Below are 20,968 nucleotides of genomic sequence, written 5' to 3'. Positions count from 1 at the left end.
CGACAGGCGACATCGACAAGCGAAAGTTATCTTTCATGCAGGCCTCGCCGACTTTGCTGAATCTTCGATTGCTTCGGCCTTAAAATCTAAGACCACGCGAGCTAACGCCTGACGGCTCTTAGACGCGTCCTTTCCTTTCATTTTTTACCGCGGCGAGGTTCTTCCGTACGCGACGCCTCATCGCATTCGCCTCACGACTGGAGGTTGAATTCTTAATAGACGTATGTGACCTTCAGAACGTCGCTGATTCCTTGACGAAAGCGCTTCCACAAGATCTGCGGAACGGAGCACATGCCCACACAGAAATTATCGGCACGCTTTGCTGACTTAATCATCCAAGCGAAGACAATCGAGGCCACCAAAACACATCATCGCTCGGAATACTCCAGTGAATATGACAGCGTGGACAAAAATCAATTCATCGGCTGGAAAGTAAAGGTGAAAAACCTCCTTGCATCCGCGTGTGCTAAGGACTCAGAACATTATCAAGCGTTTGTTGAGGCTGAAAAGCCGGAGAGCCATAGGGATAGCTGGCAGGAGCTTCAGCAGTTAAAGTCCATCCTGATGGCCGCCCAAGAGGACTACGACGGCGGTTATCTTGATAAGGTTCGTTCGCTCGTTCAGGCGGAACTATTCAGCGATGAGTTGGATCAAGCGCGACAGCTCCTTGCAGCATCTTACGCTACACCGGCCGCTGTCGTCGCTGGCGTTGTGCTTGAAACCAAACTTCGCGACATGTGTACCGCCCAAGGCCTTTCCACCGGAAAGCTCGACAAAATGAATGCCGATCTAGCCAAAGCTGGCGAGTACAGCCTGCTAGTCCAAAAGCGGGTCACAGCAATCGCAGACGTGCGGAACAGTGCGGCACACGGCCATCCAGAAAAATTCACTGCTGATGACGTCCGAGAAATGATCGAATATGTGGAACGTTTCCTCCTTGATCACTCATAGCGAGCGCCCGAGAGCCCAATTCGAGGGACCATTGCAGTCATAGCCATCCAAGGCACGCAAACCTTTTACCGAAGGACGCGGCAACGGTGGGAATGCAGCCTTGAGCTAAGCACGCTGGCTGATCAATTTTTTGGGCGAGACGATGATTTATCATACGAGCGGAGATGTTTGCAGAAGCAAACAATGACTGTCAGGACCTTTTGCGGAGGTCCTGATTCGCGGCTTGAACCCAAGCGATCATGAAAATATCAGGCGACGTGTCTTGCCAGCGCGCAGCGCGACCAGAGCGAATGCAGGGCCTCGACCAGATGGGCGATATCCGCATCGGAATGCAGCGGCGTCGGCGTGATGCGCAGGCGCTCAGTCTTCTTCGGCACGGTGGGGTAGTTGATCGGCTGGACGTAGACGCCGCAATTGTCGAGCAGCAGGTCGGAGATCCACTTGCACTTGGCCGCATCGCCGACCAGCACCGGCACTATATGGCTCGGATTGGCCATATGCGGGATGCCGCGTTGGTCGAGCAGCGCCCGGAGCTTGCGCACGCGGTCCTGGTGGCGCGCGCGCTCGAACTGGCTGACCTTCAGATGCTGGATCGAAGCGACCGCACCAGCGGCCAGCGCCGGCGGCAGCGCCGTGGTAAAGATGAAGCCGGAGGCGAACGAGCGGATGAAATCGCACAGTGCCGATGAAGCCGCGATATAGCCGCCCATCACCCCGAAGGCCTTGCCGAGCGTGCCCTCGATGATCGTCAGCCGGTCCATCAGCCCCTCACGCTCGGCAATGCCGCCGCCGCGCGGGCCGTACATGCCGACGCCGTGTACTTCGTCGAGATAGGTCATCGCCCCATATTTGTCGGCGAGATCGCAGATCGCCTTGATCGGGGCGATATCGCCATCCATCGAATAGACGCTCTCGAAGGCGATCAGCTTCGGCGCCTTCGGATCGGCGGCCGCCAGCTTGGCTTCGAGATCGGCGACGTCATTGTGCTTCCAGATCACCTTGTCGCATTTGGCGTAACGGATGCCTTCGATCATCGAGGCATGGTTCAGCGCGTCGGAGAAGATGATGAGGCCGGGAATTTTCGCGCCAAGCGTGCCGAGTGCCGCCCAGTTGGACACATAGCCCGATGTGAAGATCAGCGCTGATTCCTTGCCGTGCAGATCGGCAAGCTCACGCTCGAGCATGACATGATGGTGGTTGGTGCCAGAAATATTCCGGGTGCCTCCCGCACCCGCGCCACAGTGGTCGATGGCGTTCTTCATCGCCTCGATCACTTTCGGATGCTGACCCATGCCGAGATAGTCGTTGGAGCACCAGACCGTGACTTCCTTTTCGCCATCGGCCGTATGGCGCGTCGCGCGCGGAAAGTTGCCGCGGTGACGTTCGAGATCGGCAAAAACGCGGTAACGGCCCTCAGCATGAAGCCCGTCCAGCTCGTTTTTGAAAAACGCTTCGAAATCCATCATATGCTCCAGTATCACGCGGCCGTTCTTGCTGACCGAACGTCCGCGCGTCAATCCTTACCCTTTGCTTTAACATCAACTGCGGCAAAAGGCCCAGATTTTTGAATGATTCCAGATAAAAAATATGCGCGCCGCGATCAATGAAACTGATCCGGCAGAATGCGGCGGAATTTGCCAAGCATGCGGAAAGCGACGACATCAGTATCGCAAAAAATCAGCATAACGGATGGACAACCCTTTCTTTCGACATAGTTTTCGGTCTAGCGTGACAAAAAATACAAGGGACGGCCTTTGCCCGTTGGGCAACAACCTCGGAGAGAAAAGATGAAGAAAGCTGTCATACTCGCATTGATCGGCCTGTCGATCGCAAGCTGCACGCCGACCCAGCAGGGCGCAGGCATCGGCGCTGCATCCGGTGCCGTGATCGGCGGCGTCGTGACCGGCAACGTTCGTGGCGCTGCGGTCGGCGCTGCTATCGGCGGCGTATCCGGCGCCCTCATCGGCAGCGTCGCCGAACAGCCCGGCCAGTGCTACTATCGCGACCGCTACGGCCGCCGTTACATCGACACCTGCCCGCGCTGAGGGTGGTTGCAACCCGACAAAATCGAGAAATCCCGGACACCTGTCCGGGATTTTTTGTGCTAAATTAGCGCGTTGGCAATTTAAAATGGTACACCCCACGCGTTTTTACCGCTAAGCTGTTCACGGCTGGGCAACGAAGCTTCATTGTAGGCGTAAACCAAAAGCGGCGGATGCGGATCAGAGGGACAAGCCCGAAAACAGGTACTGCGTATCGGCGAACAGGCACCATGATGGTGGTCGCAGCGGCGGCTGCATTCTCACCGGTCCTGATCGGCGATGCTTACGCCTTCAAGCTTTTCGGCATCACCATCTTCGGCAAAGATAAAGACGAAGGCGAACAGGTGCCCGATCCTGTGCGCTATCAAGTCGATCTCAAAGCAGATACCGCCGATCCCGACCTGAAAGAAGCGCTGGAAAACAGTTCCCGTCTGGTCAGCGACCAGGCGCAACCGGTTTCCGGTGATCTCGGCATCGTCGTCAAGGCGCGCGACGATCGCGAACGGCTGATCGCCGCCTTGTACGAAAAGGCCCGCTATGGCGGCGTGGTCACGATCACCATCGACGGCAGGGATATCGACGACCTGCCGCCCAATCCGACATTCGACCGGTCCGGGCCGATTCCTGTCACCGTGACCGTCGCGCCCGGTCCCGTCTTCAAGGTCAACGAGGTGCAGTTCGGCGGGGACGCCGCAAACCGCAATCCCGCCGATTACGATCTCGCCCCGGGCGCCGAGGCCGGTTCGCTCGCCATCATCAAGGCCGGCGACAAAATAGTCGAACAATTGAAGAGCGAAGGCCGGCCCTTCGCCAAACTGACGGAGCGCAAGGTCGTCGCCGATCACAAGAGCGACACCGTCGACATCGTGCTTGCTGCCGAAGGTGGCCCTGTCGCCCCGATCGGCGATATCGGCGTCACCGGCGAAAAGACCGTCAAATCCGGTTTTATCCAGCGTTATTCGCGACTGAACAAGGGCGAGGCCTATTCTCCGGAAGCACTGAAGAAAGCCGGCGAGCGGCTTCGCGCCCTCGGCGTCTTTTCGAGTGTCACCATTCACCAGGGCGATGCGCTGGCGCCGGATGGTACCTTGCCGATGACGATCGAGGTTTCCGAAGGCAAGAGACGCTACTTCGGCGTCGGCGCGCAATATTCCACCACCGACGGCTTCGGCATCCAGGGCTATTGGGGCCACCGCAATCTGTTTGGCGAAGCCGAGACGCTGAGGATCGAGGGATCGGTTTCGCGGCTTGGCGAAACGACCGACATCGGCAACCTCGACTATTCAGCCGGTATCCTCTTCACCAAGCCCGGCGCCTTCTTCCCCGCCGCCACGCTGAAGGCCGGCATCGTCGCCAAGACGGTCAATCCGGATGCCTATAACGCGACGCTCGTCACCGCCTCGCTCGGCCTTTCCTACGAACTGACCGACCAGGACACGATCTCTGCGAGCGGCGAAGTCAGCTGGGAGCGCGACGACGACGCCTTCGGCGAGAACGACTATCTCACCGTCACCCTGCCGATCCAATATGACCGCGACGCGCGCGACGACAAGTTCAACCCGACACAGGGCTATCGCGCCACACTCTCGGCAAAGCCCGGCTACGAGATCTTCAACGCCACGCCCTATGCGGCGTTCGAAGGCTCGATCTCCGGCTATCTGCCGCTCGGCGCCGAGGATGGCTTGGTGCTTGCCGGCAAGGTCGCCGCCGGTGTCCTGGTCGGCGGAGACGGCATCGAGAACATTCCCGCCACCCAGCGCTTCTTTGCCGGCGGCGGCGGCTCCGTGCGCGGATACAGCTATCAGGAAATCTCGCCCTATAACGACAATGGCGATGCCACCGGCGGCCGCTCCTATGTGACCGGTTCGCTGGAGGCCCGCATCAAGATCACCGACACGATCGGCATCGTGCCCTTCATCGATGTCGGCACGGTATCGGACAGCACCTTCCCTGGTTTTTCCGATATCCGCGCCGGCGCCGGCGCGGGAATACGATATGCGACGCCTTTCGGCCCGCTGCGGCTTGATTTTGCCGTGCCGCTGAACAAGTACGAGAATGGCACAGATTACGGAATTTACGCCGGCATAGGCCAGTCCTTCTAGGGTGGCCGATTCCGCTTTGTTTTCCGATCTGTGGGCCGTCATGAAAACGGAGTAGTGTCCGCGCCGATGCAAACGCTGGCAAAAATCGTCACCTGGATCCTGCGGCTCACCGGCTATGCCCTGGGCGTTACTTTGATTCTCGCTGTCGCAGCGCTTGCGATCTTCGGCTTTACTGCCTTCGGCGCCCGCATCGTCACCGAGAAGATCGCGTCCACGCTTTCCAACCGCGACATGACGATCGAGGTTCGCGAACCGGAAGGCCTTTTGACGGGCGGGCTTCGTGCCGCCGAGATCACCATCTCCGATACCAGGGGCGTCTTTGCCGAAATCCATGGAATCGCGGTCGATTGGAATCCGCTCGCGCTGCTGACGGGAACTTTCCACGCCAAACGCTTCGAGATCGATGCAATCAACGTGCTGCGCAAGCCGGTGCGCACGCTGCCCTCGCGGCCTGGAGCCGAAAAATCCGGCGGGTTCAGTCTTCCCCTCAAGGTCGACATCGACCGCGTCGCGCTGCCCGATATCAAGCTTGCAGAACCTTTTGCCGGCCGCGCTTTTGCGCTCGCCGCCGAGGGGAGCCTTTCGGCGAATGGCGACGGCGGCGAAGCCGTCGTCAATGTCAGCCGTCACGAGGTACCGGATGCGCGGCTTGCCGCCGACATCGCCTTTGCTCCGGCCGAAAACCGGCTGCGGCTGAAGGCTGAGCTTTCCGAGCCGAAGGGCGGACTGCTGGCAGGCTTTCTCGGCCTGCCCGATAGTCCCGCCGTCAACATCGATCTCGACGGAGAGGGGCCGATATCCGATTGGAAGGGCAAATTGCAGGCCGCCCTCGACGGACAGCAGCGTGCCGCAATCGAAGCCCGACATGCCATCACCGCGGACGGGTTGCACCATCTCGACCTCAAGGGCGGCGGCGACCTGAGCTCGCTGCTTCCATCGGCATTCCGGCCGCTTTTTGCCGGCCAGACCAATATCGATCTCGCCGCCACCTTCGACAACCGCGGCAAGATTGATATCCAGACCGGCAATCTCGCCACCGGCAGCGTCGTGATCGCCGCATCGGGCACGCTCGACCCGGCCGGCAACAACAGCCTGAACGCCAATCTGCTCGGCACGTCAGGCCCTGTCGATTTCCGCTGGCCCCTCCCCGAAGGCGAAGCACGGTTCCTGATCTCGGGGCTCAACCTGGCCCTGACGGGCGATGCGCGGGCGGCCCGGCTGAACGTCAGCGGCTCGCTCGACACTGCGACCCTTCCGGAGGCCGATATCCGCAACGTCAAGCTGACGGCAAAAAGCGACGCCTTCAATCTCGCCGCCCGTTCCGGCAGTGTCCAGCTGCGCCTCGTGGCCGGCGATATGACTTTTGCCGACCCGAACCTCAACCGCGCGGTCCAGGGGCCGGTCACCATCGCCGCGCCCCTGCAGATCTCGCAGGACGGCATCGGCTTCAACGGTACCACCGTCGAAAGCGCCAATATCAGCGGTGGTCTCAACGGCTCCTATCGCCTGGTGGATGCGGCGCTGACCGGCAACGTCAAGCTCGCCATCGAGCCGGCAGCCCTGCCGGCCGCTTTGGCGGGCAAGTTCGACGGGCCGATCTCGCTCGAAAGCCAGGTCGCCGGCACCATCCCGTCGAAGTTCGCGTTTTCCAATATCGTCGTGAAATCAGGCACGCTCGAAGCCGCCGGCAATGTCGCGCTCGACGGCTCGGCGTTGAATGCCGATCTCTCCGGCCGGCTGCCCGATATCGGCAAGCTCGTGACAGGTACCAGCGGCGGGGTAGGTTACGCATTAAGGATCGGGGGAGAACTCCCGGCAATTTCCGTGACGGCCAATCTCAAGGCAGCCAGCCTTGAGATGGCTGACCGCGTGCTCGCCAATCTCAATGTCGACCTGTCGGGCCTCGCCGATCCCAAGGCGCCGCAGGGCAAGATCGCCGCCACCGGCACGATCGACGGCCAACCGATCGGCATCAACGGCGACATCCGCTCCGAAAACGGCAAGATGAGCATTCCCGCGCTGAGCGCCGACATCGGCGGCAACCGGCTGACCGGCAATCTCGAATTCTCGGCCTCGCTCCAACCGACCGGCGCATTGACCTTCGATTTCCCCAATGTCGGCCTGCTCGCGGCACTCGGCGGACAGAAAGCGGAAGGCGATCTCAAGGGTTCGCTCGGCATCAGCAGCGACGGCGGCAAAATTGCGCTCAAGCTGCTTGCAAAAGGTGGCTCGATCCGCCGTGATACGCTTGCGATCGTCAAGCCGGATATCGATGTCACGGTCAGCGATCTCTATGCCCTTGCCGCGAACGGCACGGTCAAGACCGCGGAAGTGAGCGTCGGAACGAACAAGCTTGCCGGCCTTTCGCTCAGGGTTGCCAAGGAGCAGAACAACACCCGCTTCGATCTCGATGCCGCCTATGACGGCAACCCCGTGCTGGCGGCCGGCAATGTCGAGGCGGCGGGCGGCACGGTCGACTTGAACCTCGATCGTTTCTCGGCAAGCCCCCGCAATATCCCGATCGAACTTGCCGCACCGACGCTGATCACGATCGGCGGCGGGAGCGCCAATCTGAATGGATTGACGCTGAAAACCGGCGCTGGCTCGGTGAGTGTCACCGGCTCGGCCGGCGACACGCTGAAGCTCGATGCCGAGATCAAGGAACTGCCGCCAGCACTCGCCAACGGTTTCGTGCCGAACCTTACGGCAGGCGGCACGATTTCGGGAACGATTGCGGTAACGGGCACGCCCGCCGCGCCCGTGGCCGACTTCAAGCTCGATTGGAAAGATGCGACGACGGGCCAGACCAAGGGAGCGGGTCTCGCGCCGCTCGGCATCATCGCAGGCGGTAAATTCGCCGACAAGAAACTCGATTTCGATACGATGGTGAGCGGCAATGACGGCCTGTCGCTCCGGGCCGCCGGAAACGTGGCGCTCGCCGACCCGGCAGCCCCGATCCTCGATGTCAAAGCCGATATCCTCAACCTGCCGGCCCGCATCGCCAATGGTTTCGTCCCAGATCTCGCTGCCGAAGGCACGATAACGGGAAGAGTGACGGCCTCGGGCTCGCTTGACGCTCCCACCGCCGATTTCGATCTCGATTGGAAAAGTGCCGCGACGAGCCACACGAAGCGCGCCGGCCTTGCCGATCTCGCCGTGAAGGCTTCCGGAAAATTTGCCGACAGCAAGCTCGATTTCGAAACAGCGATCACAGGCGCGGGCAAGCTCTCGCTGAAGGCAAACGGCAACGCCGCCATCACGGGCACGACGATCGGCAACGTCAAGGTCGACGCCACGTTGGCCAATATCCCGGCAAGCATTGCAAACAGCTTCGTCGCCGATCTCGCCGCCGAAGGCGCGATCTCCGGAAAGCTCTCCGCCACCGGTTCGCTTTCCGCCCCGTCCGCGAATTTCAATCTCGATTGGAAAGGGGCGGCGACAAGCCACACGAAGCGCGCCGGCCTTGCCGCCCTCAGCCTCACCGCGTCGGGAAAATTTTCCGAAAACAAACTTGATTTCAACGCCGCAGCCAGCGGCGACAAAGGCCTGTCGTTGAAGGCCATGGGCAATGTCGCCCTCGCCGGCACGGCGATCGATAACGTCAAGGTCGGTGCGGAGATCGCCAATGTTCCGGCGAGCCTCGCAAACGCCTTCGTTCCGGACCTCGCCGCCGGCGGCACGATCTCAGGCACGCTGTCGGCCGCCGGAACACCCGCCGCGCCGAAGGCCGACTTCAAGCTCGACTGGACGGATGTCGCAACCAGCCACACCCGAAGCGCCCATCTCTCGGGCCTCGCGCTTGCCGCATCGGGGCGCTTCGCTGACAACCGTCTCGATTTCGATGCCAATCTCGGCGGTGAGGGCGGCCTCTCGCTGAAAGCCGCCGGCAATGTCGCGATAGAGGGCACGTCAGTCCGTAATCTCGACGTCAAAGCCGAGCTTGCCAATCTGCCCGCGGGCCTTGCCAATGGTTTTGTGCCGGGCCTCGCCGCAGAGGGCGCAGTGTCGGGAACGGCATCCGCCTCCGGAGCGCTTCCGAAACCGGCCGTCGATTTCAAGCTCGACTGGAAGAACGCCGCAACCGCCCAGACCAGAAGCAGCGGCCTCTCTGGCCTCAGCGCCACGGCATCCGGCAAGTTCGCCAATGACAGGGTCGATTTCGACGCCAACCTCGCCGACAAGGATGGCGTGCTGGCCAAAGCGACGGGCGGCGTGACGATCGCGGGAACGGCCATACGTGACCTTTCGATCAATGCCGATATCCCGGCGCTGCCGGCAAATATCGCAAATGCCTTCGTTCCCGGTCTCGGTGCGGAAGGCACGCTTTCGGCAAACGCCGTGACCTCGGGAACGCCGGCCAATCCGATCGTCGATTTCAAGCTCGGCTGGAAGGACGCCGCGACCAGCCATACCAAGGCTGCCGGCATCTCGCACCTCACGCTGGCGGCGACAGGAAAATATGCCGATGACAGGCTCAATTTCGATGCCGACCTCAGCGGCAGCGGTGGCATTGCGCTGAAAGCCTCCGGCAATCTCGCCCTCGCGGGCACATCGATCCGGTCGGTCGATGTGACAGCCAATGCCAACGGCCTTCCGGCAGGCATCGCCAACGGGTTTGTGCCCGGTCTTGCCGCCGAGGGCGCGGTTTCGGCGACCGTAAAGGCCACCGGCACGCCGTCGGCGCCCTCGGTCGATTTCAAGGTCGACTGGAAGAACGCAGCCACGAGCCAGACGAAGGGCGCCGGCCTTTCACCGTTCACCATCGGCGCTTCCGGCAAGCTTGCCGAAAACAGGCTGACGGTAGACACCAGCCTGACCGGTGACGCCGGCATGTCGCTGAAGGGCGGCGGCAGTGTGGTCATATCAGGCAACCGCGCCCTCGACATGCACTTCAACGGCAATCTTCCCTTCGCCGTGCTCGGCGCACCGCTTGCTGAGCAGGGCCTCGTTGCCGATGGTGTCGCCACCGTCGATCTGCGGATCGGTGGAACAGCCGCGGCACCCGTCATCAATGGCACCGTCGCAACCAGTGGCGCAAAACTCGTCGACGTCCGGCGCAATCTTGCCATCAACAATCTCGCGGCGACCATGAGCTTCAACGGCAGCCAGGCCGTAATCTCGCGCCTCAGCGGCAACCTTGGCGGCGGCACGATTTCGGCGAGCGGTACCATCGGCATCCAGCCGGCTAGCGGCTTCCCCGCCGACATTTCGATCAAGCTCGACAAGGCTGTCTATGTCGATGGAACCCTCGTCGTCTCGACCGTCAGCGGGACGCTCGGCCTGCGCGGACCAATCATGAATGCGACCCTGAACGGCAAGCTTCAGCTGGAAAAGACCTCGATCACGGTCCCGGAAAAGCTGCCGACCTCGCTGCGCGAAATCGACATCCGCCATGTCAATGCGCCCAGGGCGGTGCTTGCGCAGTTGCGGGACGACCGCGAGCGGAAACCGGGGGAGAAATCCTCGGTCCTCGCTCTGGATCTCGAAATCGATGCGCCCTCGCATATCTTCGTGCGCGGCCGCGGCATCGATGCCGAACTCGGCGGCCAAGTGACGATCCGCGGAACGGCGGCAGTACCTGTTGTGACCGGCGGTTTCACCATGCGCCGCGGCCGGCTGACCATTCTCAATCGCCGGCTGGATTTCTCCAACAAAAGCAGGATCACCTTTGCCGGCGACCTGACGCCGGCACTCGATATGGAAGCGACGTCGGCTTCCGGCACAACGACGCTGACCGTCGATGTCGCGGGCCTCGCCACCGACCCCTCGATCACCTTTTCCTCCTCTCCCCAGCTGCCACAGGACGAGGTGCTGGCACAGCTGATCTTCGGCCAGTCGATGTCGAAGCTCTCGCCGGTGCAGATCGCCCAGCTCGCGGACGCTGTCAGCCAGCTGGCCGGAAACCGTTCCACCTCGCTTTTCGAAGGCCTGCGTAATCAGCTCGGCGTCGACGATTTCGACGTCAGCACCGATTCCAAGGGCCAGACGAGCGTCAGCGTCGGCCGCTATCTCAACGACCGCACCTATTTCGAACTGCAACAGGGCGGCTCGGCCGGCGCCAAGGCCATCATCAATCTCGATGTTGGCCGCGGCGTCAAACTGCGGGGAGGGGCCGGCGGCAACGGCGAAGGTGAAGCAGGTATCGTCTACGAACGCGAATATTGAACCGGCCTGACTTCTGTTTTTAAACAATTCTCGGCAAGACCGCTTCGCGCTCTGCCTCGGAAAACCGCTTCGCGCTTTGCCGGGAATTGCTCTAGAAACCTGTCTTGCTCGTCTTGAGGAGAATGTTAGTCTCGGTCGAGTTGATGCCGTTGATCAACCGGATGCGGCGCAGCGTCTCGTCGAAAGAGGCAAGATCGCGATCCTCGAGTTCGGCGACGAAATCCCATTTGCCGTTGGTGCTGTGAAGCGCCCGCACTTGCGGCAGACCCCTTAGCTGATCGGCCACTCTGTCGGCGAGCTTGCCGAGCACCTCGATCATGACGATGGCACGCACGCCGGCAGAGCGCGTCTCGTGACTGGTGCGGATGGTGAAGCCGACGATGGTGCCGCTGGCGACCAGCCGGTCGATACGGGCGGCGACCGTCGCCCGCGACGCGCCCGTCATCGCCGCAAGCGAGGAGACGGAAATCCGGGCATTGTGGCGAAGGGCGCTCAGAAGTTCGGTGTCGAGATCGTCCACGCTGATCACTTTGTCAAAAGTGCTTTATCAATCTGCGCGATCATAGTCCATTTCTGGCACTTTTCCATCTTTTTGCCGCCAGCCCTTTATCCCATTATCCGGCCGAAACAGGCCTCAACACGGAGCCCTCGACATGAATGCCCAATCACGATCCGTCACCCTCATCGGCGCCCCGTTGGAAGAAGGCTCCGGCCGCAGAGGCGCAGCGATGGGTCCTGCGGCGCTCCGCATTGCCGGCGTCGACCAGACGCTGATCGAGCTTGGCCATGACGTCGCCGATATCGGCGATCTCAGGATTGTGCCGGCGATGGATCTGCCGAATCATCCGAAAGCCCACAATCTGAGGATCGTCGGCGCCTTCACACGCGCGCTCGAAAGCAGTGTCTACGACGTGGCCGATTCCGGCCGTTTCCCGCTGATTCTCGGCGGCGACCACAGCCTTTCCATGGGCACCGTCTCCGGCATGGCCCGCTATGCCGCCGGCAAGGGCCGCCCGCTTTTCGTGCTCTGGCTCGACGCCCATGCCGATTTCAACTCTCCTGCCACGTCGCCCTCCGGCAATATTCACGGCATGCCCGTCGCCTTCTTCTGCGGTGAGGCCGAGTTCGCCGAGATCCTGCCGAAGGACCGGCCGTTCGTCGACCCGAAGAACGTCTTCCAGGTCGGCATCCGCTCGGTCGATGCGCGCGAGCGCGAGGAAATCCACGAACACGGCGTCAACGTCTTCGACATGCGCGCGATCGACGAGCAGGGCATCGGCGCGATCATGCGCCATATTCTCGATGTCGTCGCCAAGGCAAATGGCCTACTGCATGTCAGCCTCGACCTCGACTTTCTCGACCCCGAGATCGCCCCCGGCGTCGGCACGACGGTGCCTGGCGGCGCGACCTTCCGCGAGGCGCATCTCGTTATGGAAATGCTTTCGGACAGCGGCCTCGTCTCGTCACTCGATCTCGTCGAGCTCAATCCGTTTCTCGACGATCGAGGCAAGAGCGCCCGCATCCTGGTGGAGCTGACGGCAAGCCTCTTCGGCCGCCGCATCTTCGATCGTCCGACACGCGCCGCATAAAGCATGTCGCGCAAAAGTGTGCAGCGGTTTTGCGATAACGACATGCGTTGAAATAGACTAAAGGGAGAACGGCCATGAACACTTCGGAAAAACTGATCGCCACGGAACAGCGGCTCGGCGCCCACAATTACAAGCCGCTCGACGTGGTGCTGACGCGCGGCGAAGGTGTTTATGTCTGGGATACGGACGGCAATCGCTATCTCGATTGCCTCTCGGCCTATTCAGCCGTCAACCAGGGCCATTGCCATCCGAAGATCCTCGCCGCCATGGTCGAGCAGGCCGGGAGATTGACACTCACCTCCCGCGCCTTCCGCAACGACCAGCTCGCCTATCTCTACGAGGAACTCGCGGCTCTCACCGGTTCGCACAAGATCCTGCCGATGAACTCCGGCGCCGAAGCCGTGGAAACCGCCATCAAGGCGGTGCGCAAATGGGGATATGAGGTCAAGGGCGTGCCGGAAGGCAAGGCCGAGATCATCGTCTGCGCCGATAATTTCCATGGCCGGACGCTGAGCATCATCAGTTTCTCCACGGATCCCGATGCCCGCACCGGCTTCGGGCCCTATACGCCGGGCTTCCGCACCGTTCCCTTCGGTGATGCCGAGGCCTTCGAGGCTGCGATCAACGGCAATACGGTGGCCGCTCTTATCGAGCCGATCCAGGGGGAAGCCGGCGTCATCATCCCGCCGGCCGGTTATTTCACCCGCATCCGCGAGCTCTGCACGGCAAACAACGTCACCCTTATCCTCGACGAAATCCAGACCGGCCTCGGCCGCACCGGCAAGCTGCTGGCGGAAGAGCATGAAGGCATCGAGGCCGATGTGACGCTGATCGGCAAGGCGCTGTCCGGTGGCTTCTATCCCGTATCCGCCGTTCTTTCGAATTCCGAGGTCCTGGGCGTGCTGAAGCCCGGCCAGCACGGCTCGACCTTCGGCGGCAATCCGCTCGCCTGCGCGGTGGCGCGCGCGGCGCTCAAGGTGCTCGTGGAAGAGGGCATGATTGAAAACGCCGCCGTTATGGGCGACTATTTCCTCGAAGGCCTGAGGTCGATCCGCTCGAATATCGTCCGGGACGTGCGCGGCCGCGGCCTGATGATGGCGATCGAGTTGGAGCCCGAAGCCGGCGGCGCGCGGCAATATTGCCATGCGCTGAAGGAGCGCGGCCTGCTCGCCAAGGATACCCACGACCACACGATTCGCCTTGCCCCGCCATTGGTCATCACAAGGCAGCAGGTCGATTGGGCGGTCTCCGAGATCGAGAAGACGATCAGCTGAAATAAATTGAGGCTGAAAACCTTCGCAATCCCGTTCCCGATTTAGATTTGGGCAACACTCTTTCGTTAATGTCGTCGTCAACCGTAACGATGCTTCGCCAAGCGCAAGCCATCGCGTGGTGTGAAGGCAAAGCTCGTCGGCGCCATGGTGGCGCACCCGCTTCTGCCCTGGCTTTCGACAGTTGGGAAGAATTCTAATGGCCACGATCAATTCCACTAGCTTCAGCGGCGATACGCTCGAGATCATTGCCTTCCGCCTGCATGATCAGGAATTCTGCGTCAAGACCACGACCATCCGCGAAATCCGCGGCTGGGCGCCCTCGACGCCGATCCCCCATGCGCCGGCCGATGTCATCGGCGTCATGAACCTGCGCGGCTCGGTGATCCCGATCATCGACCTCGCCTACAAGCTCGGCATGAAGAGCACCGTCGCCAACGAGCGCAGCGCCATTGTCGTCGCCGAAGTTCACAGCATGGTCATCGGCATGCTCGTCGACCGCGTCTCGGACATTCTCACCATCTCGTCCAGCCAGGTCCAGCCGGTGCCCGAAGTGACCGCCTCCTTCGATCGCGCCTATTGCGAAGGCGTCATCGCTTCGGAAAATGGCATGATCTGCTTCCTGAACCTTGCCAAGATGTTCAAGGAAAACGAGACGGATGAACTGGCGGCCTGATCCGGCCAATACCTCGAATTTCAAGAAACCGCCCGCTTCGGGCGGTTTTTTATTGCGGCAATACACGCCCTTATCGGTTAACCGTCACTTTTTTCAATCTAACGCGAATATAAGCGATGTCTTTTATATCGAAAATTAACCACAGCCTATCATCATGATTGCGAAGCATGAGGGTGATACGCCTTCCGGTAGGCGGGATATGACAAACGATTAGCGGTTGTATCCGCGCGCCGGCGTTCCCCACCCGAACAGCTTCTAGACCGCACCGAAGCAGCCGACGCTGTGCATTTCAGAGGGACAGGAATGTTTAGTCTATCCTCCGATTCGAAATACATTCTTGATGCCATCTCCCGATCGCAAGCAATCATCGAATTCGACCTCAAGGGAAATATCCTGACGGCGAACGAGAATTTCTGCAAAGCGCTCGGTTACAGCCTGAGCGAGATTCTCGGCAAACATCACAGCATGTTTTGCGAGCCGGCCTATACGGCGACCCAGGAGTATCGCGAATTCTGGGCGCGGCTCGGACGTGGCGAATATGATGCCGGTGCCTACAAGCGCTTTGCCAAGGGCAACAAGGAAATATGGATCCAGGCGTCCTACAATCCTGTCTTGAAGGGCGGAAAACCGTTCAAGGTCGTCAAATTTGCGGCCGACATCACCGCGGTAAAGAAGAAGGCGATCGAAGACTCCGGCAAGCTGGAGGCGATCTCGCGCTCGCAGGCGGTCATCGAATTTACACCGACCGGCGAGATCCTGACCGCAAACGAGAATTTCTGCGGCGCCATGGGATATTCGCTCGGCGAGGTCACCGGCAGACACCACAGCATGTTCTGCGATCCTGCCTACGCCAAGACCGAAGACTATGCCAATTTTTGGAAGCGACTGGCGCGCGGTGAATTCATCGCCAACGAATTTGTCCGGTTCGGCAAGGGCGGCCGGCAAATCTGGATCCAGGCCGCTTATAACCCGATCGTCGACGCCGACGGCAAAGTCTACAAGGTCGTGAAATTCGCAACCGACGTCACGGAGCGTATGAGCGCCATTTCCCTGCTTGGCACTTCGCTCCGCCTTCTTTCCGAAGGCGATCTGACAAGGACGGTGGATACGCCTTTCGTCCCGTCGATGGAGCAGCTGCGCCACGATTTCAACACCACCATCAAGGGTCTTGCCGAGACGATGAAGACGATCGGCGAGAATGCCGGTGCGATCGCCACCGGCTCGAGCGAGATCGGCGCATCGGCAGATTCCTTCTCCAAGCGGACGGAACAGCAGGCTGCCTCGATTGAAGAGACGGCGGCCGCGCTGGAACAGATCACCACGACGGTCAACGATTCCAGCCGCCGGGCCGGCGAAGCGGGTCGCCTTGTCGCCAAGACCAAGCAGGGCGCCGAGCATTCCGGCACCGTGGTCCGCAATGCGGTCACTGCCATGGATCAGATCGAACAGTCCTCGCGCGAAATCAACAACATCATCGGCGTCATCGACGACATCGCCTTCCAGACCAACCTCCTGGCGCTCAATGCCGAAGTCGAGGCGGCGCGCGCCGGTGAGGCCGGCAAGGGATTTGCGGTTGTCGCCCAGGAGGTTCGCGAACTCGCCCAACGCTCCGCCAAGGCCGCCAAGGAGATCAAGGCGCTCATCACCACGTCGAGCCAGCTCGTCAAGAACGGTGTCGGCCTCGTCGGCGAAACCGGCAAGGCGCTTGAGGAGATCGTCGCGCAGGTCGGCGATATCAACGTCAATGTCGAGGCGATCGTCGAGGCGTCGAGGGAACAGGCAACCGGGCTCAAGGAAATCAATCAGGCGGTCAACACGCTTGATCAGGCAACCCAGCAAAATGCCGCGATGGTCGAGGAGAGCACGGCCGCCAGCCACAGCCTTGCCAGGGAAGCCGAAACGCTCCGCGTCCTGTTGGCAAGGTTCCGTGTGCCAGGCGCGACAAACGCAGCCGTCAGGCAGCAGGCGGGCTCACCTGCGCTGCATCTCGTTCCGCGTGTCGCAGGCGCGCGCGGTGCTGCTGCGGCCACTGCCGAGAGCTGGGAAGAACTCTGATTTCCGTCTTCGCCGGACGGAAATGAAGCGCACCAGAACAGCGCGAAGGTTGGGACATACATAAGCGGCCTGCCGCTGACGGTCCCCCAACAAGACGCCTTTATGGTTGGTTACCGCACCTGGCTTGCCTCCGCCTCCGGTTTGCGGATCAGGGGAGCGGCCTGAAGCACGAGCGCATCCAGGCCGTTTTCGTCTTTCTCCAGAATTTCGAACAATTGCCGCCGCATGCGCGGCTCCCAGAATTTGTTGATATGGCTGGCAACTCCTTCCGCGGCCTCGCTGGCCGGCTGGCTCTTGAAGAAAGTGGCGATCTGGTTCGCCATATAGACGAGCTTGGTCTTGGTATCATGCGACATCGGCGATGCTTCCGGGCGAGATGCGGTGCGGGTGGGTGAAAATCTCGAAGTCCTCGCCGCGCACCAGCGCGACGAGCGTCATGCCGGCCTCTTCGGCCGTGCGGATGGCGAGAGCGGTCGGCGCTGAAATGGCGATCAGCACGGGGCTGCCGAGGATTGCCGCCTTCTGCACCATTTCGACGGAAAGCCGGCTGGTGACGACGACGGCGCCGTCACCGCCTCTTTCGCCGGCGCTGACCACCGCGCCGCAGAGCTTGTCCAGCGCATTGTGCCGGCCGACATCTTCGCGCACGGCAACCAGTCCTCTGGTGGGAAGATAGAAGCCGGCACCATGCACCGCTCGCGTCTCCCGGTGCAGCGGCTGCGCCTCGTTCAGAAGCGCAACGGCCCGCACGATATCCGCATGCGATAACGCCAGCAGCGATGCCGAGACGTCAGGCACCGGCCGCACCGCCTGCTCGATCGATTCGATGCCGCAGAGCCCGCAGCCGACCGGCCCGGCCATGCTGCGGCGGCGTGCCCGCAGCCGATCGGCGATCTCGTCGGCAAGGCTCACCTGCACATCGATGCCCTGTTCGCCCTCGACGATCTCGATACCCGAAACCTCCGCCCGTCCGGTGATGATGCCTTCGGTCAGACTGAAACCGAGGGCAAAATCCTCGAGATCATCAGGCGTCGCCATCATCACCGCATGCGTACTGCCGCCATAGGAAAAGGCGATCGGCACCTCTTCCGGCACGATGCGTGAGCCGGACTGCAGGATGCCGTTGCGGCGGGCGGTTTCAGGAGCACGGGCAGTGATGGTGAAGGTCATGGTCCATGCTCTCCCTTGCCAAGCCCCTGCATTGTCACTCCGCTGCTTCGAGCTTGCCGTTGATGCGGCGCGACTGCCGCGCCTGCTCGTCATATTCGCGCTGCCAGTCGCTCGGCCCGTTGGAGGGCGAGACCTGCACCGCCGTCACCTTATACTCGGGGCAGTTCGTCGCCCAGTCGGAGTAGTCGGTGGTGATGACGTTCGCCTGCGTGCCGGGATGATGGAAGGTCGTGTAGACGACACCTGGCGCAACGCGATCGGTGATCAGAGCCCTGAGCGTGGTATCGCCGGAGCGGCTGACGAGCTTCACCCAGTCGCCGTCGCGAATGCCGCGCTGCTCGGCATCGTGCGAATGAATTTCCAGCCGGTCTTCCGCATGCCAGGTGACATTCTCGGTCCGCCGGGTCTGCGCTCCGACATTATACTGGCTGAGGATGCGGCCGGTGGTGAGCAGCAGCGGGAAGCGCGGGCCGGTGCGCTCGTCGGTCGCCACATATTCGGTGCGGATGAACTTGCCCTTCCCGCGCACGAAGCCGTCCACATGCATGATCGGCGAGCCAAGCGGGTGCTTCTCGTTGCAGGGCCACTGCACCGAGCCGATCTTGTCGAGATAGTCGTAGGAGACCATCGCGAAACTCGGCGTCGTCGCAGCGATCTCGTCCATCACCTCGGACGGATGGGCATAGCTCCAGTCGAGCCCCATCGCCTGCGCAAGCTTCTGCGTCACTTCCCAGTCGCCATAGCCGTTGCGCGGCGACATCACCTTGCGCACGCGGTTGATGCGGCGCTCGGCGTTGGTGAAGGTGCCGTCCTTCTCGAGGAAGGTCGAGCCCGGCAGGAAGACATGGGCGTAATTGGCGGTCTCGTTGAGGAAAAGGTCCTGCACGACGACGCATTCCATGGCCGCAAGCCCGGCCGCGACGTGTTTCGTATCGGGATCGGATTGGAGGATGTCCTCGCCCTGGATGTAGATACCCTTGAAGGAGCCGTCGACGGCGGCATCCAGCATATTCGGGATGCGCAGGCCCGGTTCGTTGTTGAGCTTCACACCCCAGAGCTTTTCGAAGATATCCCGCGTCGCATCGTCGGAAATGTGCCGGTAACCAGGCAGCTCGTGCGGGAACGAACCCATGTCGCAGGAACCCTGCACATTGTTCTGGCCGCGCAGCGGGTTTACGCCCACACCGGGACGGCCGATATTGCCGGTCACCATTGCGAGGTTGGCGATCGCGATGACCGTCGTCGAGCCCTGGCTGTGTTCCGTGACGCCGAGGCCGTAATAGAGCGCACCGTTGCCGCCCGTGGCATAGAGCCTTGCCGCGCCGCGGAGATCGGCTGCCGGCACGCCGGTGAAGATTTCCGTCTCTTCGGGGCTGTGGCGCGGTTCGGCAACGAAGGCCGCCCAGTCCTCGAACTCCGACCAGTCGCAACGCTCGCGGATGAATTTCTCGTCATAGAGCCCTTCGGTGACGATCACATGCGCCAGCGCGGTCATGACCGCAACATTGGTGCCGGGCTTCAGCGGCAGGTGATAGGAGGCCTCGACATGCGGCGACCGGACGATATCAGTGCGGCGCGGATCGATGACGATGAGCTTGGCGCCCTGGCGCAGCCGCTTCTTGAGCCGCGAGGCGAACACCGGATGCCCGTCGGTCGGATTGGCGCCGATGATGACGACGACATCCGAATGCTCGATGCTGTCGAAATTCTGCGTCCCTGCCGAAGTTCCGAATGTCTGGCCGAGACCATAGCCGGTCGGTGAGTGGCAGACGCGGGCGCACGTATCGACGTTGTTGTTGCCGAAGCCGGCGCGGATCAGCTTCTGCACCAGATAGGTTTCCTCATTGGTGCAGCGTGAGGAGGTGATGCCGCCGATCGCCTCGCGGCCGTATTGGTACTGGATCCGGCGGAACTCCGACGCCACATGCGCGAAGGCCTCGTCCCAGCTCACCTCCCGCCACGGATCGCTGACTTTCTCGCGGATCATCGGGTTGAGGATGCGGTCCTTATGGGTGGAATAGCCGTAAGCGAAACGACCCTTGACGCAGGAATGCCCGCGATTGGCCTCGCCGTCCTTCCAGGGCACCATGCGCACCAGTTCCTCGCCACGCATCTCCGCCTTGAAGGAGCAGCCGACGCCGCAATAGGCGCAGGTGGTGACAGCCGAATGTTCCGGCTGGCCGATCTGGATGACCGACTTCTCCGTCAGCGTCGCCGTCGGGCAGGCCTGGACGCAGGCCCCGCAAGAGACGCATTCGGAATCGATGAATTGCTCATGCATTCCAGCTGAAACGCGCGAGCCGAAACCACGCCCCTCGATCGTCAGCGCGAAGGTGCCCTGCACTTCCTCACAGGCGCGCACGCAGCGCGAACAGACGATGCATTTGGAGGAGTCAAAAGTGAAATAAGGATTGGACTCGTCTTTCGGCATCCATTTCAGATTGAGATCGCCGTTATTGCGGGCCTTGACGTGATTGTCGCCATCGTAGCCGTAGCGGACGTCGCGCAGGCCGACGGCGCCCGCCATGTCCTGCAATTCGCAATCGCCGTTGGCAGCGCAGGTGAGACAGTCGAGCGGATGGTCGGAGATGTAAAGCTCCATCACGCCGCGGCGGATATCCTTGAGCCGCCCCGTCTGCGTGTGCACCACCATGTTTGCCGCCACCGGCGTCGTGCAGGAGGCAGGCGTACCTGCGCGACCCTCGATCTCGACGAGACAGAGCCTGCAGGAGCCGAAAGCATCCATCATGTCGGTGGCGCAAAGCTTCGGCACCTCGATGCCGGCCTCCATCGAGGCACGCATGATCGAGGTTCCCTCAGGCACGCTGATCTGCCGTCCATCGATGGTGAGCCTCACCATGGCCTCGGATTTCGAAGCGGGAGTCCCGTAGTCGATTTCATGGATGAGAGACATGGACGGCCTCCTTTATGGAAATGGAATTGAGCA

At 61.5% G+C, this 20,968-nt stretch carries 13 protein-coding genes; 8 read left to right on the top strand and 5 right to left on the bottom strand.

Going from position 1 to position 20,968, the window contains the following annotated elements:
• Window positions 1-291 precede the first annotated feature (291 nt).
• Complete coding sequence (locus EFB14_RS33440) at window positions 292-951, top strand: DUF4145 domain-containing protein (protein ID WP_126827801.1); 660 nt, start codon at window positions 292-294, stop codon at window positions 949-951.
• A gap of 248 nt (window positions 952-1,199) precedes the next feature.
• On the opposite strand, the gene hemA is transcribed toward EFB14_RS33440, so the two are convergent.
• Window positions 1,200-2,414: a 5-aminolevulinate synthase gene (gene hemA, locus EFB14_RS18460; protein WP_126827964.1), complete on the bottom strand. Its 1,215-nt coding sequence runs from the start codon at window positions 2,412-2,414 to the stop codon at window positions 1,200-1,202.
• Window positions 2,415-2,738: 324 nt separating this feature from the next.
• Here hemA and EFB14_RS18455 point away from each other — a divergent pair, with 324 nt between their 5' ends.
• The 3 genes from EFB14_RS18455 to EFB14_RS18445 all read left to right on the top strand — a co-directional run bounded on the left by EFB14_RS18455 (window position 2,739) and on the right by EFB14_RS18445 (window position 11,260).
• Window positions 2,739-2,996 carry a YMGG-like glycine zipper-containing protein gene (locus EFB14_RS18455; protein ID WP_126827799.1) on the top strand — a complete coding sequence of 86 codons (258 nt, stop codon included), beginning with the start codon at window positions 2,739-2,741 and terminating at the stop codon, window positions 2,994-2,996.
• 170 nt (window positions 2,997-3,166) lie between these two features.
• On the top strand, window positions 3,167-5,095 hold the full coding sequence (locus EFB14_RS18450) for an autotransporter assembly complex protein TamA (RefSeq protein ID WP_183604872.1): 1,929 nt from the start codon (window positions 3,167-3,169) through the stop codon (window positions 5,093-5,095).
• Window positions 5,096-5,161: 66 nt separating this feature from the next.
• Window positions 5,162-11,260 carry a translocation/assembly module TamB domain-containing protein gene (locus EFB14_RS18445; protein WP_126827797.1) on the top strand — a complete coding sequence of 2,033 codons (6,099 nt, stop codon included), beginning with the start codon at window positions 5,162-5,164 and terminating at the stop codon, window positions 11,258-11,260.
• A 91-nt stretch (window positions 11,261-11,351) separates the two neighbouring features.
• Here the strand turns inward: EFB14_RS18445 and EFB14_RS18440 are convergent, their stop codons facing one another.
• Entirely contained in the window at window positions 11,352-11,789 is a 438-nt protein-coding gene (locus EFB14_RS18440; protein ID WP_170960055.1) for an Lrp/AsnC family transcriptional regulator, read from the bottom strand.
• Window positions 11,790-11,913: 124 nt separating this feature from the next.
• Here EFB14_RS18440 and rocF point away from each other — a divergent pair, with 124 nt between their 5' ends.
• The 4 genes from rocF to EFB14_RS18420 all read left to right on the top strand — a co-directional run bounded on the left by rocF (window position 11,914) and on the right by EFB14_RS18420 (window position 16,851).
• Window positions 11,914-12,849, top strand: coding sequence for an arginase (gene rocF, locus EFB14_RS18435; RefSeq protein ID WP_126827794.1), 936 nt, complete (start codon window positions 11,914-11,916; stop codon window positions 12,847-12,849).
• Window positions 12,850-12,923: 74 nt separating this feature from the next.
• Window positions 12,924-14,123, top strand: a complete 1,200-nt coding sequence (gene rocD, locus EFB14_RS18430; RefSeq protein ID WP_126827792.1) for an ornithine--oxo-acid transaminase — start codon at window positions 12,924-12,926, stop codon at window positions 14,121-14,123.
• 196 nt (window positions 14,124-14,319) lie between these two features.
• Window positions 14,320-14,796 carry a chemotaxis protein CheW gene (locus EFB14_RS18425; protein ID WP_125849548.1) on the top strand — a complete coding sequence of 159 codons (477 nt, stop codon included), beginning with the start codon at window positions 14,320-14,322 and terminating at the stop codon, window positions 14,794-14,796.
• A gap of 303 nt (window positions 14,797-15,099) precedes the next feature.
• The gene (locus tag EFB14_RS18420) at window positions 15,100-16,851 is read left to right on the top strand and encodes a methyl-accepting chemotaxis protein (protein ID WP_126827790.1); all 1,752 of its coding nucleotides are present in this window, start codon (window positions 15,100-15,102) and stop codon (window positions 16,849-16,851) included.
• Between the two features lie 110 nt (window positions 16,852-16,961).
• On the opposite strand, the gene EFB14_RS18415 is transcribed toward EFB14_RS18420, so the two are convergent.
• The 3 genes from EFB14_RS18415 to fdhF are packed head-to-tail and all read right to left on the bottom strand — an operon-like array spanning window position 16,962 to window position 20,935.
• Complete coding sequence (locus EFB14_RS18415) at window positions 16,962-17,207, bottom strand: formate dehydrogenase subunit delta (protein WP_126827787.1); 246 nt, start codon at window positions 17,205-17,207, stop codon at window positions 16,962-16,964.
• Window positions 17,197-18,021, bottom strand: a complete 825-nt coding sequence (gene fdhD, locus EFB14_RS18410) for a formate dehydrogenase accessory sulfurtransferase FdhD (RefSeq protein WP_126827785.1) — start codon at window positions 18,019-18,021, stop codon at window positions 17,197-17,199. The genes EFB14_RS18415 and fdhD overlap by 11 nt, the downstream gene beginning before the upstream one ends.
• Window positions 18,022-18,055: 34 nt before the next feature.
• Window positions 18,056-20,935, bottom strand: coding sequence for a formate dehydrogenase subunit alpha (gene fdhF / locus EFB14_RS18405; protein ID WP_126827783.1), 2,880 nt, complete (start codon window positions 20,933-20,935; stop codon window positions 18,056-18,058).
• Window positions 20,936-20,968: the final 33 nt, after the last annotated feature.

This window comes from Rhizobium fabae (assembly GCF_003985135.1).
In the GTDB taxonomy this organism is placed as follows: Bacteria; Pseudomonadota; Alphaproteobacteria; order Rhizobiales; family Rhizobiaceae; genus Rhizobium; species Rhizobium pisi.
Note: the sequence above shows the minus strand (reverse complement) of the source record. Positions and strands in the feature narration are given on the sequence as shown.